At 47.8% G+C, this 16,036-nt stretch carries 16 protein-coding genes; 6 read left to right on the top strand and 10 right to left on the bottom strand.

Annotation, left to right across the window (positions count from 1 at the left end):
- Positions 1 to 3 precede the first annotated feature (3 nt).
- The gene (locus WJT86_RS04980; protein ID WP_346336428.1) at positions 4 to 555 is read left to right on the top strand and encodes a hydrolase; all 552 of its coding nucleotides are present in this window, start codon (positions 4 to 6) and stop codon (positions 553 to 555) included.
- Positions 556 to 616: 61 nt separating this feature from the next.
- Here WJT86_RS04980 and WJT86_RS04975 read toward each other — a convergent pair whose 3' ends face one another.
- The gene (locus tag WJT86_RS04975) at positions 617 to 1,468 is read right to left on the bottom strand and encodes a hypothetical protein (protein WP_346336427.1); all 852 of its coding nucleotides are present in this window, start codon (positions 1,466 to 1,468) and stop codon (positions 617 to 619) included.
- Positions 1,469 to 1,843: 375 nt separating this feature from the next.
- On the opposite strand from WJT86_RS04975, the gene WJT86_RS04970 reads away from it, so the two are divergent.
- Positions 1,844 to 2,443, top strand: a complete 600-nt coding sequence (locus WJT86_RS04970; RefSeq protein WP_346336426.1) for a superoxide dismutase — start codon at positions 1,844 to 1,846, stop codon at positions 2,441 to 2,443.
- A 43-nt stretch (positions 2,444 to 2,486) separates the two neighbouring features.
- On the opposite strand, the gene WJT86_RS04965 is transcribed toward WJT86_RS04970, so the two are convergent.
- The 4 genes from WJT86_RS04965 to ubiT all read right to left on the bottom strand — a co-directional run bounded on the left by WJT86_RS04965 (position 2,487) and on the right by ubiT (position 6,524).
- Positions 2,487 to 3,962: an MFS transporter gene (locus WJT86_RS04965; RefSeq protein ID WP_346336425.1), complete on the bottom strand. Its 1,476-nt coding sequence runs from the start codon at positions 3,960 to 3,962 to the stop codon at positions 2,487 to 2,489.
- 137 nt (positions 3,963 to 4,099) lie between these two features.
- The gene (gene ubiV, locus WJT86_RS04960) at positions 4,100 to 5,017 is read right to left on the bottom strand and encodes a ubiquinone anaerobic biosynthesis protein UbiV (RefSeq protein WP_346336424.1); all 918 of its coding nucleotides are present in this window, start codon (positions 5,015 to 5,017) and stop codon (positions 4,100 to 4,102) included.
- 12 nt (positions 5,018 to 5,029) lie between these two features.
- Positions 5,030 to 6,007 carry a ubiquinone anaerobic biosynthesis protein UbiU gene (ubiU, locus tag WJT86_RS04955; RefSeq protein WP_346336423.1) on the bottom strand — a complete coding sequence of 326 codons (978 nt, stop codon included), beginning with the start codon at positions 6,005 to 6,007 and terminating at the stop codon, positions 5,030 to 5,032.
- Between the two features lies 1 nt (position 6,008).
- On the bottom strand, positions 6,009 to 6,524 hold the full coding sequence (gene ubiT, locus WJT86_RS04950) for a ubiquinone anaerobic biosynthesis accessory factor UbiT (RefSeq protein WP_346336422.1): 516 nt from the start codon (positions 6,522 to 6,524) through the stop codon (positions 6,009 to 6,011).
- Between ubiT and WJT86_RS04945 the strand changes: the two genes are divergently transcribed.
- Positions 6,511 to 6,669, top strand: a complete 159-nt coding sequence (locus WJT86_RS04945; RefSeq protein ID WP_346336421.1) for a hypothetical protein — start codon at positions 6,511 to 6,513, stop codon at positions 6,667 to 6,669. The two genes, ubiT and WJT86_RS04945, sit on opposite strands and share 14 nt — an antisense overlap.
- Positions 6,670 to 6,752: 83 nt before the next feature.
- Positions 6,753 to 8,252 carry a UbiD family decarboxylase gene (locus WJT86_RS04940; protein ID WP_346336420.1) on the top strand — a complete coding sequence of 500 codons (1,500 nt, stop codon included), beginning with the start codon at positions 6,753 to 6,755 and terminating at the stop codon, positions 8,250 to 8,252.
- Positions 8,253 to 8,279: 27 nt separating this feature from the next.
- On the opposite strand, the gene WJT86_RS04935 is transcribed toward WJT86_RS04940, so the two are convergent.
- Positions 8,280 to 8,678, bottom strand: a complete 399-nt coding sequence (locus WJT86_RS04935) for a hypothetical protein (RefSeq protein WP_346336419.1) — start codon at positions 8,676 to 8,678, stop codon at positions 8,280 to 8,282.
- Between the two features lie 191 nt (positions 8,679 to 8,869).
- Here WJT86_RS04935 and murJ point away from each other — a divergent pair, with 191 nt between their 5' ends.
- On the top strand, positions 8,870 to 10,396 hold the full coding sequence (murJ, locus tag WJT86_RS04930; RefSeq protein WP_346336418.1) for a murein biosynthesis integral membrane protein MurJ: 1,527 nt from the start codon (positions 8,870 to 8,872) through the stop codon (positions 10,394 to 10,396).
- Between the two features lie 48 nt (positions 10,397 to 10,444).
- Here murJ and WJT86_RS04925 read toward each other — a convergent pair whose 3' ends face one another.
- The 4 genes from WJT86_RS04925 to WJT86_RS04910 all read right to left on the bottom strand — a co-directional run bounded on the left by WJT86_RS04925 (position 10,445) and on the right by WJT86_RS04910 (position 15,405).
- Complete coding sequence (locus WJT86_RS04925; RefSeq protein WP_346336417.1) at positions 10,445 to 11,305, bottom strand: branched-chain amino acid aminotransferase; 861 nt, start codon at positions 11,303 to 11,305, stop codon at positions 10,445 to 10,447.
- 55 nt (positions 11,306 to 11,360) lie between these two features.
- Complete coding sequence (locus WJT86_RS04920) at positions 11,361 to 12,755, bottom strand: M20/M25/M40 family metallo-hydrolase (RefSeq protein ID WP_346336416.1); 1,395 nt, start codon at positions 12,753 to 12,755, stop codon at positions 11,361 to 11,363.
- A 185-nt stretch (positions 12,756 to 12,940) separates the two neighbouring features.
- Complete coding sequence (locus WJT86_RS04915; RefSeq protein WP_346336415.1) at positions 12,941 to 13,627, bottom strand: MarC family NAAT transporter; 687 nt, start codon at positions 13,625 to 13,627, stop codon at positions 12,941 to 12,943.
- A 173-nt stretch (positions 13,628 to 13,800) separates the two neighbouring features.
- The gene (locus WJT86_RS04910; protein WP_346336414.1) at positions 13,801 to 15,405 is read right to left on the bottom strand and encodes a helicase HerA-like C-terminal domain-containing protein; all 1,605 of its coding nucleotides are present in this window, start codon (positions 15,403 to 15,405) and stop codon (positions 13,801 to 13,803) included.
- 232 nt (positions 15,406 to 15,637) lie between these two features.
- On the opposite strand from WJT86_RS04910, the gene WJT86_RS04905 reads away from it, so the two are divergent.
- A complete protein-coding gene (locus WJT86_RS04905; protein ID WP_346336413.1) occupies positions 15,638 to 16,036 on the top strand; it encodes a hypothetical protein in 399 nt (132 codons plus the stop codon).

Here is a 16,036-nt window from a genome sequence, read left to right as displayed (position 1 = left end):
AATATGCCATTGAAAGCACAAAACTCTCATCTTCTGCTGATTGATTTTCAGGAACGGCTCATGCCCGTTGTACAGAATGTGGAGCAGGTCATTAGAAATGCTGCTATTCTGGTTGAAGCTGCCCATATGCTTAAAATCCCTGTCACAGTATCCGAGCAATACCCCAAGGGGCTTGGGCTGACGATTGCCCCTCTAAGGGAGCGTATCCCGGCGGAGGACATCATTGAAAAGATAACTTTCTCAGCATTCCGTGAAGAAAAATTTCATGACGTGCTTGAAACCAATAATGAAGCAGACCGTCACCAACTGATTATAACAGGCGCAGAAACACACATATGCGTTTTACAGACCGCTCTGGATGCTCTTGAGGCAGGATATGATGTCTTTATGGTTTCAGATGCCGTCTCAAGCAGAACGCAAGCCAGCATTGATGCAGCCCGTGAAAGGTTCATTGCAGCAGGCGGACGATGGGTGACGACCGAAATGGTTGTCTTTGAATGGCTTGAAAAAGCAGGAACGCCTGAATTCAAAACGCTTTCTGCTCTAATAAAATAAAGATGCTACTAATAAAAAACCGCACTCTCAGGTGCGGTTTTTTATCTCTATTTGCCTGATATCAGGCTGAAACGGCACTCCCGCTAACGAACTGCTTCAGCTCATTGAGGGAGTTAAACGTGCGCAGCCCTGTTGGCAGATGAGCCTCAATTGAGCCGTCAGAATACATGACATAACGGTTTCCACCAGATTCATAGCTACCGATGACTGTTACAGCTTCATCAGCTTTCGCACTTTCAGCCGCCGCAACAGGTGTATCTTCCTCTACAGCAGCTTCGCTGATGACAGGCTCTTCAGAAACATCCGTTTCTTCCAAAGCAGCGGCTTCAACTGCCTGTGTTCCAACATCACGAATTTCAGGTTCATTTTCACGAACATCGTCTTCGCGTGAATATGAATAAAAGCCAAATGCACTTTCTCTGACTTTAGGTTCAATCGAAGATTCAGTTTCTACAGCAAGACTCTCTTCAGCAACGATAGTCTCTTCCAGAGGCTGGGAGACCTCGTCTGCTTTCTCAGTAACCTGCTCATCGCTATATGAAGAGGCAGGATACTCAAAATCAGAAACACCATTACTGACGGGTTGGGTCGGCCTCAGATAATCATAAACCGGAATATCAAGCGGCTCACTTTGAACTGCAGAATTGGCAGCTGTAACCGCGGTAACATTCATCTGATTTTGTGCAGCAACGGTTTTGACAATTTTACCGAGCTTATCGAAGCAAAGAATAAGCGTTGCCATACCAAACATGACCAGCGCGAACATCATCAGCCCAAAACCAGTCAGAAAACTGGCGAGATCCTGCTCAAGATAAAACTTGCCATATCCGAGAATGACAAAAAAGATATAAGCTCCGCTGCCAAAAGCAGCAAAAGAGCTTATGTAAAGAATAGTCGCTAAAGCAATAAACATATGCCACCCGAAGCCGGAACTTCCTTAATGAATCGGCGTGATACTAGTTCTCCATACAATATGAATGCAAGCGAACTTTAACTTTTTGTTAAGCATAACAAGCCGTATTCCCCTGAAATTCTGCCATTTCCTGCCTAAAGCAGGAAAGCCAGGAACGATTTCCCGTGTGAATTGTCACTTGCTCGCCAAAATATATGCCTAGAATCTAAAGATCGGATGTAAGTGAGTCTGCATTATTTTTGGTGCTTGCATTAAAAATTTACCTTAGAAGCAGGCTCTCTATAGTCGCATTATATATATTCGTAGCTTATGCTATATCTAGCCGGCTATAAATTTTTAAATGCCTATCTGGTCTATTTCTCAAAGGAGTTTCCCATGGCCTTTACACTTCCAGACCTTCCATATGCTTATGACGCTCTTCAGCCATTCATGTCTAAGGAAACACTTGAGTTCCACCATGACAAGCATCATGCCGCCTATGTTAATACAGGTAATACCCTGCTGAAGGACTCCGGCCTTGAAGGCAAAAGTCTTGAAGAGATCGTTGTTGGTTCATTCGGTAAAAATCAGGCTCTCTTCAACAATGTCGGTCAGCATTATAACCACCTGCACTTCTGGCAGTGGATGAAGCCAAATGGTGGTGGTGCAATTCCTGGCGCTCTTGAAAAGAAAATTATCTCGGATCTTGGCTCTGTCGAAAAGATGAAGGAAGATTTCACGCAGGCTGGTGTTGGCCAGTTTGGTTCTGGCTGGGCATGGCTTGCTGTCAAAGATGGCAAACTCACAATCATGAAGACAGCCAACGGTGAAAATCCGCTTGTCCATGGTGCAAAGCCAATTCTCGGTTGCGACGTATGGGAACACTCCTACTACATTGATTACCGCAACCGTCGCGCAGACTACATCAAGGCTTTCCTTGATAGCCTCGTGAACTGGGAATACGTTGAAAAGATGTTTGCTGAAGCTACACGCTAATAGCTATTTCATTTTTTAAAAGGGGCGGATTTCCGCCCCTTTTTTATTGTCTTCTTGCAGCCCACATAACAGCACAAGCCGTAATGACTGTCAGACCTAGAGCGACAATAATAACCAGCGAAAACGAGGCATCAAAAGCTCCTCTTGCCTCGCGCAAAAGCGTCTCTGCCATATCAGTATCCAGCGTTTCTGAAATCATTAGCGCCTGATCAAGACTGTCAAAGACTTTCGCTGATATTGCTCCCGCATTGGATAGGGTCAGCGAGGCCGAGTAGAACGCCGTCATCAGGCTTCCAAGAATAGCGATACCGAGGGCCCCGCCAAACTCGAAGGATACTTCCTGAACGGATGCAGCCATTCCAGCCTTATCCTTTGGTGCATACATCATGATGGACCCTGACGCCGCTGTCATTGCGGCACCAATCCCAAAGCCAAGGATCAGCATCGCAAGCGCCTGCCCGACCATATAACCATCATAAGTCATCCATAAGATAAGCAGCCCTAAAGCGGTCACTAACAGGCCGCTCCACATAATGAACAGGCCGCCAAGCCTCGTCATCAGATATCCACTGAGTGGCCCAGCAACGAAAGCGGCTATAGGAAGCGGCAAAATAACAAACCCGGCCTGTAACGGTGTCAGCTCCAGTACAAGCTGCAACCGCTGCGTAAAGACAAGCTCAACACCAGACATCGCCAGTGAAGCCATCAGAGCAGCGCCGACACCGGCTGTAAACCGAACATCGCAAAACAGCGAAGCATCAATCAATCGTTCTTCAGATTTTCTCTGCCGCATAAGGAACAGGCTACCAGCAAACAGAAAGATACCTGCGGAAGCTATGATTGTGAGTGATGAGGCATTGCCCATACCAATGGCTTTGATCAGATAGACCAGCGCAACAAGTGTGATCATAATCTGGAAAGAGCTGACCATATCCCACTTGCGCTGCTTGTTTCCCTGATGTTCAGGCACAATCCATAGCGTCATTACAAATGCAATAATCACAACCGGAACATTGACCAGAAAGACAGAACCCCACCAGAAATAACTTAGCAGAAAACCGCCAAATACTGGCCCGATTGCAGCTCCACCGGAAGCAACAGATGACCAGATACCAAATGCAACAGATTGCTCCTGCTCACTTTTGAAAGTCAGACGGATAATTGAAAGGGTAGCGGGCATCATAACCGCAGCACCAATTGCCAGAACAACCCGGGCAATGATCAGAATTTCCGGATTAAAAGCATAGGCTGCCATAATTGACGCAAAGCCAAATATAACCAGACCAATCAGAAACATGCGCCGGTGTCCGACACGATCACTTAGCGAGCCTGTTCCCGGCAGGAGCCCAGCAACAACGAGGCCATAGGCGTTCACAATCCAGAGTTTCTCGGATGCGGTTGCAGACAAATCATGTGTGATGCGTGGGAGTGCCGTATAAAGCACTGTAATATCAACAACAATAAGAAAAAGAGCACTTGAGACGATGGCTAAGTTCAACCACCGTTTACTGATAAACATAAATCACCTAATTATTCGGAAGCGTGCGATAATATGCGTTCTGACTGGCACATCATGGTGCCGTCATCCACGCTTCCATCTCATTCAACAGCGCGCAGTATAAATATACCTGTATTTAAATCAAGTTAGCTTAATACTCAGACAGCGCCCATCTGATCTTCCAGCCGTTCAGATACCCATTTAGAACCAGATGAGCCATGGGAAAATCCATTACTGAATGAAGCCTCAGGATAAATCGCCTTCAGCTTGGTCTGTCCATCTTCAACACTTGTTTTGCCGTCAAGTGTATCCCTGAATATTCTGGCAACCTCAACCATGTCGCAATGCTGGGGCGATAAACGCAGCGATTTTACGCCCATCCTCTCCAAGTCTTTTGCCTCTCCCAGTAAATTGGAAACAGTGAACGACATGGTCTGTACGCCGTTCATCGCAAGAAAATGCTCACCATCCATTGTGTCAACGGTCAGACCATCCGGATCTTGGTTGCAGACAAATTTACAATTGTCTTTTGATAATTTGTGCAGACGTGCATGATAACAGCGTGCAGAAATTGCAAGTGGCAGGCGTCCAAAAGCAAAGACCTCTATAGCAACCTCCGGAGCATTTTGGACAATTGTCGCAACAGATGTTGCCGGCAGCTCTGGCGGCAGGCAGATACGCGTTGCGCCATTTCTGGCGAAATAAGCAGCTGTTGCCTCATTATAGGTATTAATATACGGGCCAATTGCGTGGCTTTTTCCCTGCATACTGGCAAGGCACGTCAGGTCATTAACCTCAACAGGAACACCGCTTTGCTCGATCAGTTCCAGTGTCTGGCGCCGCTCACGCTCTAATGTGACGAGCAATAGTGAGCCAAGATAGACTTCCTTGCCGGCAGCCTTGAGACGCTCAATAACTTCCGGCAGATATTGATCGTAGAACGGCTTGCGTTTTGAACAGACCACCTCTCCCGTGACAACCGTGTCAAAGGGAGATTCATCTGCAATACGGAAATAGAAATCGCGCCATTCTTCCGGCTCCCAATGGAACTGTACAGGGCCAAGGGTAAGTTTCATATTCTGTTCCATTTAACGCCACGTCTTCCGATAAGCACCAACTGTTGTCGTCTGGCCTTCGGTCATCTGCATCAGGCCCGCTGTCTGAATCGCACGCCCTGCATCCAGATCTTCAACGGCCTGCCTGAAGTAACGGACAACACCTTCAATATAAGCGCGACCACGTTGCCGCCCTTCAATCTTGAGCGAGGTTACACCAGCATCCTTTAACCCTGGCAGCAGATCAGATGCATCAAGACTGACCGGGTCTTCAAACAGATAACCAGAGCCCTGCTCCGTTACAAAACGCCCCTTACACAGGGTCGGATAGGCAGCCGCTTCGTTTTTGGCGAACTTATTAATAGTAAAATCCCCCAGCCGCGAGACCATACCGGAACGATCTTCCCGATATGTAACATGACTTGCAGGCGAGCAGACGCCATTCATGTTTGGAGATTTGCCTGTGGCATAAGATGAAAGAGAACAGCGGCCCTCAGCCATGACACAAAGACCACCAAAAACAAAAACCTCTGTTTCACAGGTAATATTCTGGCAGATTGATTTAATCTCCGGCACACTCAGGACACGTGGCAACACCACACGCTTCACTCCAAATGCTTCAACATAAAACCGGATAGCATCGGGATTGGAGGCAGCCGCCTGCACGGAAAGATGCAGTCTTTGATGCGGATGTTTCTCAGCTGCATAAGCCAGCAAACCAACATCAGCCAGAATGATGGCATCTGCTTTTAACGCAACAGCATCGTCAACAGCCTGATGCCACAGTTCAAGAGCACCAGCCCGGGGAAACGTATTGATGGCAACATAAACCGTTGAATTATGGGCATGTGCATAAGCAATACCGTCTTTCAACTCCTCACGGCTGAAATTCAGACCGGGAAAGTTTCGCGCATTCGTCTCATCACGATAGCCGCAGTAGACAGCATCAGCACCAGCATCAACTGCAACGCGTAAAGCAGCCGGCGTTCCGGCAGGGCAGATCAGTTCCACGTCAGGCCCTCCCAAAAGACATCAGGTTGTCTTTCAGCTTGCGTACAATACTTTCTGCCGGGTTCGACAGCGGGCCAAGACGTGCAGTAATCTCACCAACCAGATCAATCTGGGCATCATCAACGGCATTTCTCAGCGCAAGTGTTGCTTCCATATCGCCTTCAATCAGGATATCCCGAGAAAAGAAAAGCGCGTCTCCATCATAGGATCCGTCAAGCAAGCCCATGAGTCCTGCCAGTGGGCCCGAGATGCGCACATCCAGACACTCAGGCAATGTCCGCACAGCTTTGACTGAGGGGTTACCACTCTGTGGCTTCAGGATAAACGCAAAGGGTAAATCAGTCGGGTTCAAGCCATAACTTTTATCCGCATGCTCCCCAAGGCGATCAAAGATATCTGGATGGCGCTTTACAACTGAATGAATGATCGCAGCCAATATCGGTTGAAGCGGGAGCAACGGCAAAGGCCGCATGCCCAAAGCAACAAGAGGTGGAATGACCGGTATGGCTGTATTCATCGGTATTACTTTCTCTGGAACCGGCCGGGAACAGCCAGTATCTCAAGACTCAATCTTAAAAGACTTAGGGACAACTGGAGCAAAACCGACAGATGCCGATTTGTCGCATTTACGTTATCCAACCCTGCGGGAATATATTATTTGAAGCATTTTGCATTGAGTTCCCTCAAAAATGCAGCATAGCCAACAGGTTAGTTTTTCTGGTTTAGCAGGAGAAAGGTCAAATCATTGATAAATAGAACTCTCCCCCGCTTTAATGATCTGCAAGATTTTGTTGGTTATCTCGAAAGCAAGGGAGAATTACTCCGTATTTCAGAGCCTGTCAGTGTCCAGCATGAAATGACCGAGATTCACCGCCGTGTTCTGAAGGCGGGAGGTCCGGCTCTTCTTTTTGAAAAACCGGTTTTAAATAATGGCGAGATTTCGTCCCTTCCTGTGCTGACGAATATATTTGGAACCGTTGATCGCGTTGCTCGTGGCTTTGGAATTGAGCAGGATGATCTCGCTAATCTAGGAGAGACTCTCGCCAGTTTACGGGAGCCGACACCGCCTAAGAACTTTAAAGATGCCCTCTCTAAATTACCGTTAGCCCGCGCAGCACTGAGCATGCGCCCGAAAGAGACAAAGAAGTGTCAGGCACAAGAGGTTATTTTACAGGGGAATGATATTGATCTCCTCAGCCTTCCGATACAAACACATTGGTCAGGAGAGCCCGCTCCCTTGATCACATGGGGCAAGGTGATTACCCGCTCTCCGGATAGTATCCCCGGTGAGGCTGATAATATCGGCGTCTATCGTATGCAGGTACTTGGAAGGGACCGACTGATTATGCGTTGGCTGGCCCATCGGGGCGGTGCCAAACATCATCATGAATGGCAGAAAATCAAACAGGAAATGCCTGTTGCTGTTGTTATCGGCTCTGACCCGGCAACCATTCTTTCATCGGTCCTTCCCCTGCCTGAGACTTTATCAGAGCTTAAGTTTTCAGGCCTTCTCAGAGGGGAGCGTCCGTCCATTTCACCTTGCGTGAGTATTCCACTCTGCATCCCTTCAAATGCTGAAATCGTTATTGAGGGTTTTGTATCGCCGAACGAAACAGCCGATGAAGGCCCTTATGGTGACCATACTGGCTATTATAATTCAGTTGAGCGTTTCCCGGTTATGCGTGTTACCGCAATTACTATGCGTAAAAAGGCCGTTTATCTTTCAACCTTTACAGGCCGCCCACCTGATGAGCCATCCCGGATTGGTGAAGCACTCAACGTTATCTTCCGGCCACTGGCACAAAAACAATTTCCTGAGATTAAAGATATATGGCTGCCACCTGAAGCCTGTTCTTACCGGATGGCTGTTGTCTCAATTAATAAGCGCTACCCCGGTCAGGCCCGCCGCCTGATGATGGGGCTATGGTCCATGCTCCCACAATTTACCTACACCAAGATGCTGATTGTGGTTGATGACGATATCGATGTGAAAAGCTGGGAAGATGTGATGTGGGCAGTCTCAACCCGTTCAGACCCATCACGGGATATTATGACGATCTCTGACACACCCATCGATTATCTTGATTTTGCATCACCAAAATCCGGCCTTGGTGGGAAAATGGGCATTGATGCCACCAATAAACTGCCGCCTGAGACAGATCGGGAATGGGGTGAGGTTCTGGAAATGAAGGCTGATGTCGTTGAGCGCGTTGACCAGCTATGGTCGAAGCTCGGGATTAGTTAACCCCGAGTTCCACCCACTATTTAAAACTTATTGCACATTAATCGTAAACTGCTGGCCCATATTGGCACTTCCACCTGCATCATTGTTTATATATACAAACTTGAGACTTGTACTATCAGTACCTTTGAAGCCCTTATTTGGTACATAGACAGCAATTCGACTTGTCATCATCTCGCCATTACATTTCGAGTCTTTAGCTTGTAGCGGCCCACGATGATAAAGGAATTTTACCTCACCATGGCGTGGCGGTGTTACGACATGCCCTGTTGGAGCCCCCCAATCTTCACATCCCGGCCCCATCAGGCTCATTGACGAAATAGCTGTAGGCGTATTCATCTTTACATTTGCTGTATGTGTATCCCCCGGAGCGGCACAGCCCGCAAGCAAGACGGTAGACAACAAAGCAATCCCAAATAAAGCTTTCATAATAATCCCCCAGATAAAGTCGTATTAAATTACATTACGTAAGACACTGTTTTATTAAAAAAATTTCCACGTCAAATATCCAAAGCGCCGCAGGTTGTACGAATTTGGGATAACTCGTAAAGGCTCTGTTCGCTTTTATGGTTTAACGTGCTTTGAATAGTGCATGCCCTTTAGTACGGGAGTCGTTCCGGGTGTATCGTAAAATACTGACAGCAGGTGGGTGGACGCTGGTTTCACGCGTTGCCGGATTTATCCGTGACGTGGTAACGGCTGCCGTAATGGGAGCTGGCCCGCTCACAGATGCCTTCACCGTTGCTTTCCGCCTTCCAAACCACTTCCGTACAATCTTTGGCGAAGGCGCTTTCAATGACGCTTTTGTGCCCAATTACGCAAATGCACTTGAAGTGGAGGGAGCTGCATCTGCACGCCAGTTTGCCAATCGCATTTTCACATTGATGCTGATTATTCAGATTGTACTGCTGGTCGTTGCTTTTATGGCAATGCCATGGGTTGTCCGCCTATTGGCCCCTGGCTTCTCCTCAAAACCTGAGAGCTTTGAGCTTGCGGTCTCTCTGACACGGATAACCTTCCCTTATCTGCTGTTCATCACACTCCAGACGGTTCTTGGCGGTATCCTGGCTGCTCATGGACGCTTCGCCGCTTTTAATGCTGCCCCTGTTCTTTTATCTTTGTGCTGGATTACGGCTTTATCCGTAGCATGGTTTTTCCCTAATGCTGCTTATGCCGCGGCATGGGGTGTTTCCATCTCGGGTGTCTTACAGTTTCTCCTTGTCTGGCTGGACACTTTAAAGGCAAATGTTGCCCCTCATCTTGCCAAGCCAACATTAGACCCAGCAATGCACCGGTTCTTCAAGACACTGATCCCGTCAATTATCGGTTCAGCTGGCACACAGATTGCCCTGTTCGCAGATACGATTATCGGCACTCTTCTGCCTGTTGCATCACTCTCAGCACTCTATTTTGCCGATCGTATTTTCCAGCTTCCTCTTGGTGTCATCGCCATTGCGGTTGGCTCGGTATTACTTCCTGAAATGACCCGGCTTGTTGCTGGCAATAAAACAGATGAAGCCCATCGCGCACAAAACAGGGCCATCTCTTTTGCACTTGCCATGACGGCGCCATTCTTTGTTGCCTTCATGACAATCCCCGACATGATCATTGCCGCCGCTTTTATGCGTGGTCAGTTTGATGCAACGGCTGTTTCACTCTCGGCATCGGTTCTGATGGCTTATGGCTTTGGCTTACCTGCCATTATCCTGATCCGTTCTGCAGTTGCCAGCTTCCGATCCCGCCTTGATATGAAGACACCACTTTATGCTTCACTGACAGCTGTTGTCGTCAATGTTGCTCTGAAGCTGGTTCTGATGAAGCCATTCGGGATAGCCGGTCTTGCATTCGCAACAGCTGTTGGCGCTTGGTTAAACCTTGGTATCCTGACACTCCTTGCCTGCCGCAAAAAATGGATGGCTCCAAGTCGCACTCTTTTGGTCATGATAGCTGCCATCGCTGTTGCCAGCATTGTTCTTGCTGTTTTTGCCGTCTTTGGACGGGCCCCCATAACTCAAATGCTTTCCTCACTCCCCCATTGGCGCAAGGAGATTACCCTGATTGTGATGGGGCTGGCTGGTGCCATTCTTTATGGCGTTACATTGCTTGGAACGCTTAAATTATCCGGCACATCACTACGTCGCAGATAATAAAAAAGGGCAGGATAAACCTGCCCTTTTTTCATAACCACATTACACTCATTTGCTATGAGCAAACTCACGATAAAGATCATAAGCCTTGCGGGTAACGGGGCCCATTGAAAGATTGCGGTTATCAATCTTCAGAATGGGAACGACCTTGGAATAGTTACCTGTCGAGAAAATTTCTTCAGCTGTTTCAAAATCCTCATAACGCAGGGTTGTCTCAACAACCTCAACGCCTGCATCACGTAACAGCTTGGTCACACGCTGGCGGGTAATGCCGTTGAGGAATGTGCCATTCGCTGCTGGCATAAAGACAGTTCCGCCCTTGACCATAAAGACATTGGAAGATGCTGTTTCTGCAATATTACCAAGCATGTCGCGCAGAAGTGCGTTGTCAAAGCCTCGAGACTTTGCCTCACGCAGTGCACGTGCATTATTGGGGTAAAGTGCGCCCGTCTTTGCATCTGTTGGCATACATTCCATGGTTGGGCGACGGAATGGAGACAGGGTCACCGTGAAGCCCTGATCTCGTGAAGGCATTGGGGCATCAAACAGACAGAGGCAAAAACGTGTTCCTTCCGCCTTCGGAGACACGGTGCCATAACCTTCCTCTTCAGCCCAATACATCGGCTTAACGTAGATGGCTGCATCCGGACCGAACTTCTTGGCACCTTCAAGAGCCAGAGCTTCAATATCTTCAGCCTTCATCGTTGCCATCAGGCCAACACTGTCTACAGAGCGATTAACGCGCTGACAGTGCAGATCGAGATCAGGTGACACGCCTTCATAAATACGGGCACCATCAAAAACCGATGATGCCATCCATGAAGCATGCGAACGCGGCCCCATGATCATTGGATTGCCCTCAATCCATTCCCCGTCAATCCAATTCCATGTTTTTGAATACCAAGACATTTTACTTCCTTAAACTTTCGAGCGGTTACCCGCCTATCATCTTTTAAACAGTGATTTACTCAGCAAGAGCGGCCAGAATACGGACCCATGAGCGAATACCCTTATGGAAGCTCTTCAGATCATATTTCTCATTTGGAGAATGAACGCGGTCATCATCAAGTGAGAAGCCAACAAGCAAACTATCGAGACCAAGCATACTTTTAAAATCACCGACGATCGGGATAGAACCACCCGTGCCAATCATAACAGCATCGACACCCCATTCGTCTTTCAGTGCGCTACGTGCAGCACCAAGAGCTGGCATATCATAAGGCAGAGCAAGTGCACGTGAGCCTTTATAGTGAATGATTTCGAGCTTGCAGTCAGAAGGAACGCGCGCTTTTACGAATTCATCGAAAGCCGCGGTAATCTTATCAGGGTCCTGATCACCAACAAGACGGAAGGAAATCTTGCAGCGGGCCTCTGATGGAATAACTGTCTTTGTGCCCTCACCTGTGTAACCACCGATGATACCATTCACGTCGCATGTTGGACGGGACTGAATCTGCTCAATGATCATCTTATCCTTTTCACCGGCTGGCTCTTTCAGACCAATCGGACCAAGGAAAGACTCTGCATCAAGATTCAGACCTTCCCACTGTTTCAGAATATCTGCCGGAATTTCAGGCACACCTTCATAGAAACCCGGAATGGTAACGCGACCGTTTTCATCATGAAAATCAGTAATGATATTAGACAGAATACGGATCGGGTTTTTGGCAGCACCACCGAAATGACCGGAGTGCAGATCCATATCAGCGGCACGAATGATAATTTCATAGTAGAGCAGACCACGCAAAGATGAGGTGATAGCCGGTGTATCGCTATCCCACATGCCCGTATCACAAACGAGACCAAGATCAGCCTTCAGTTCTTCCTTATGAGCTTCAACAAACTCTGGGAGAAATTGGGAGCCATCTTCTTCTGCACCTTCAACAAGCGCTGTAATGCCAATTGGCAGTTCACCTGTCACAGCTTTCCATGCACGACAGGCTTCAACAAATGTCATAACCTGACCTTTGTCGTCACAGGCACCACGTGCACGGATCGCTTTACGCCCATCAGGCAAAGTAATCATGACAGGCTCAAACGGAGGTGTATCCCACAGCTCAAGTGGATCAACCGGCTGCACATCATAGTGGCCGTAGAACAGAACATTCGGCTTATCAGTACGGCGCGCATGCCCCATAACGATTGGGTTGCCTTCAGTTGGGCAAACCTTAGCGTCAAAGCCTAAACCAGACAGTTCCTTATTCAGCCATTCAGCTGCCCTTACGCAATCTGCCCGGTAAGCCGTATCCGTAGAAATAGAAGGTATCTGAAGCCATTCAAACAACCGCGCCAGTGATAGCTCAAGATTGCTGTCAACCTGATCAAGAACCTTTGCAACGACGGGATTAGTCTGGGACATGATAACCTCTTGAAAAAACCTGCAGTTCATGTGCAACACATACCAAAACTGAAGGCGGAAAATTGGTAGGCACCGGCAGTATGGAGAGAGTTGTTAAACTCACACTGCCGAAGCACCACTCAAACAATAAACGTATAACAACGCAAGCTAACAGATAATATTTCGTTCAATGAACACTGCTTTTTTTATGTCAGCGTTTCAATACGTATCTGATGGACGATTTCGAGAAGTCCATTGATAACAAACTGAACACCAATGCAAACCAGCAAAAAGCCCATCAAACGTGCAATTGCTTCAATGCCGGATTTGCCGAAAAACTTCATGATCGCAGTTGAACTGAGAAGACAGACATACAGAATAACTGCAACACAGAAGAACGTCAGAACCGGGCCGATATAAAAGACCCATGGCGACAGATTTTCACTTTTCAAAGTGGCAGCAGACGAAATCAATAGCGCGATGGTACCGGGACCAGCAGTGCTTGGCATGGCCAGGGGAATGAAAGCAATATTGGGCGCTTTTTCCTTTTTGATTTCTTCAACGCGTGTTTCAACAAATGGTTCTTCATCAAGCTGTTGCTGAGGGAAAAGCATGCGAAAACCAATAATGGCCACGATCAAGCCACCGGCAATCCTCAGCCCGGGAATGGAAATACCAAAAGTATTCATAATCACCTGACCGCTGTAGAAGGAAACAGCCATGATCATGAAAACATAAACGGATGCCATAAAAGACTGACGATCACGTTCTTCGCGGCTCATTTTGCCTGAAAGGCCGAGCATCAGCACAACTGTCGTTAGCGGGTTCGCCAATGGCAGGATGACTACAAGTCCGAGCCCCACGCCCTTCAGCATCTGTAAGATCACATCCATCTAAAACCTATCATTCTTCATTAAAAGATATAACTTCACACTACATGAATATGGTTTTGATGCGACCAAAGAAAGGGGCAATGTACTCATCAGCACATTGCCCCTCTGTTTTGAGAAATTTCACACAGCTATTGGTTTAAAAACCAACAAAAGCAATATGATACATACAAGACTTACTTTTTCGTCAGTCCACCAAGAATATTTCTGACAATAGCCCGCACCGCTGACGAAGTCGCAGACTGGATAGCCTTATCAGTGATGCTTGCGCCTTTACGCGTAGATGTGCTGCCAGTCAGAACCTTACCAATCTCACGACCAACGGAGTTCGCTACGCTTGTCGTCGTAGACCGGATAACCGTCTCAGATACCGTCATACGTGGGCGGCCCGGGCCTCTTTTGGCTGGCGTTCCACCACCAAGATTGATTCCGAGAATACTACCCAGCCAACCGGTGATACCACCACCAGAGTTTTCAGAATCCTGCTCCTGAGCTGCAAGCTCAGCACGCTCAATCAACATTTCATAAGCGCTTTCACGGTCAAAAGCTTCTTCGTAGCGTCCCATCAACCCACTGGACTTGATAAGAGCAGCACGCTCAGCATCGGTCAGAGGTCCGACACGGCCAGATGGTGGTGCAATAAGGGTGCGCTGAACAACTGTCGGTGTTCCCTTGTCATCAAGGGTCGAAACCAGAGCCTCACCAACGGCAAGCTGTGTAATAGCCTGCTCGGTTGAAAACTCAGGGTTCTTTCTGAATGTTTCAGCAGCTGCGCGAACGGCTTTCTGATCACGCGGGGTGAAAGCACGCAAAGCATGCTGAACGCGGTTACCCAGCTGTGCCAGAACAGTCTCAGGAATATCGACCGGGTTCTGCGTCACGAAATAGACGCCAACGCCCTTTGAACGGATCAAACGCACAACCTGTTCAATTGAAGTCAGCAAAGCCTTTGGCGCATCATTAAACAACAGATGTGCCTCATCAAAAAAGAAAACGAGTTTAGGTTTTTCCGGATCACCGACTTCTGGCAGAGCTTCAAACAGGCTGGACAGCATCCATAGCAGGAAAGAAGCATAAAGACGTGGCTTGGTCATCAGCTTGTCAGCTGCCAGAATGTTCACGACACCACGGCCATCGCGATCAACATGCATGAAGTCATTGATGTTGAGTGCAGGCTCACCGAAGAAGTGCTCAGCACCCTGATTTTCAAGAACCAGCAGGCGCCGCAGGATTGTCGCAACAGAATCCTTTGTAACGTTACCGTATTTTTCTTTGACCTCTGCGGCCTGCTCAACAAGGAAGTTCAGGATTGAGCGCAGATCTTTCATATCCAGAAGTGGCAAACCATTATCATCAGCAACCTTGAAAGCAATATTCAGGACACCTTCCTGCGTATCATTCAGCTCAAGCATACGGGAAAGCAGGATTGGTCCCATTTCCGTAACGGTAGAGCGTACAGGATGGCCCTGCTCACCAAAGATGTCCCAGAAAACTGTCGGGAAACGATCAGGCACATACTCAATGCCGATTTCTTCAGCACGTTTGACAAAGGGAGCCTTGGCCTCACCATTGGCCGCAATACCTGAAAGGTCACCTTTAATATCTGCAGCAAAAACTGGAACACCAGCGTTTGAAAAGCCCTCTGCCAGAACCTGAAGTGTCACTGTCTTACCGGTACCTGTTGCACCCGCAATCAGCCCATGACGATTGGCATATTTGAGTAAAATTTTCTCAAAGGCATCCTGGCTTTTGCCAATTAGAATGCTATTTTCATCAACCATTGGGGCACCTTATTCCTTATTAATACAACATACTGGCTCATACCGATTCAGTACATTATCTATATTTTATCTGAACCAGAGCAATATGTCACAACATGGTTTGTAATATTATCTGGATGGAACATTTTTATTCTCTACGCTTTATTATTGCGCTTACAGGATTGACGGCAGAAATATAAAATGCCCCTTATCTGCCGAGCATATGAAAATATCTATTTACAGGAAAACTATTATGGAAGAGCTGGTTACCCGTATTGCGCAGGCTGCAAATATTTCGCCTGAGACAGCGCAAAATGCACTCGGACTGATCCTCAGTTTCATTGAGAAGCAGGCCCCAGAGCAGGCTCAGGCTTTATTTTCCTATATCCCGGGAGCGGAACAGCTTATTGCCAATGCTTCTCAGGAAGCTTCAGGCGGACTCTCCGGTATGCTTGGTGGCTTACTGAATAATATTGGCGGGAGTACCGGCAACCTCATGGCTCTTGGCACCCAGCTTCTGGGGGAAGGCCTCTCCATGGAACAGGCAAAAACAGTCGCAACGGAGGTCATCGAGTTCGGTAAGCAGCAACTTGGTGAAGAGCGCGTTGCAGAACTGACAAAGGCAATCCCCGGCCTTTCCAGCCTTCTCTGA

It is taken from the genome of Hohaiivirga grylli, from assembly GCF_039655745.1.
In the GTDB taxonomy this organism is placed as follows: Bacteria; Pseudomonadota; Alphaproteobacteria; order Rhizobiales; family Beijerinckiaceae; genus Hohaiivirga; species Hohaiivirga grylli.
The sequence above is the reverse complement of the archived record's forward strand: the minus strand, read 5'-3'. Positions and strand labels throughout refer to the sequence as shown.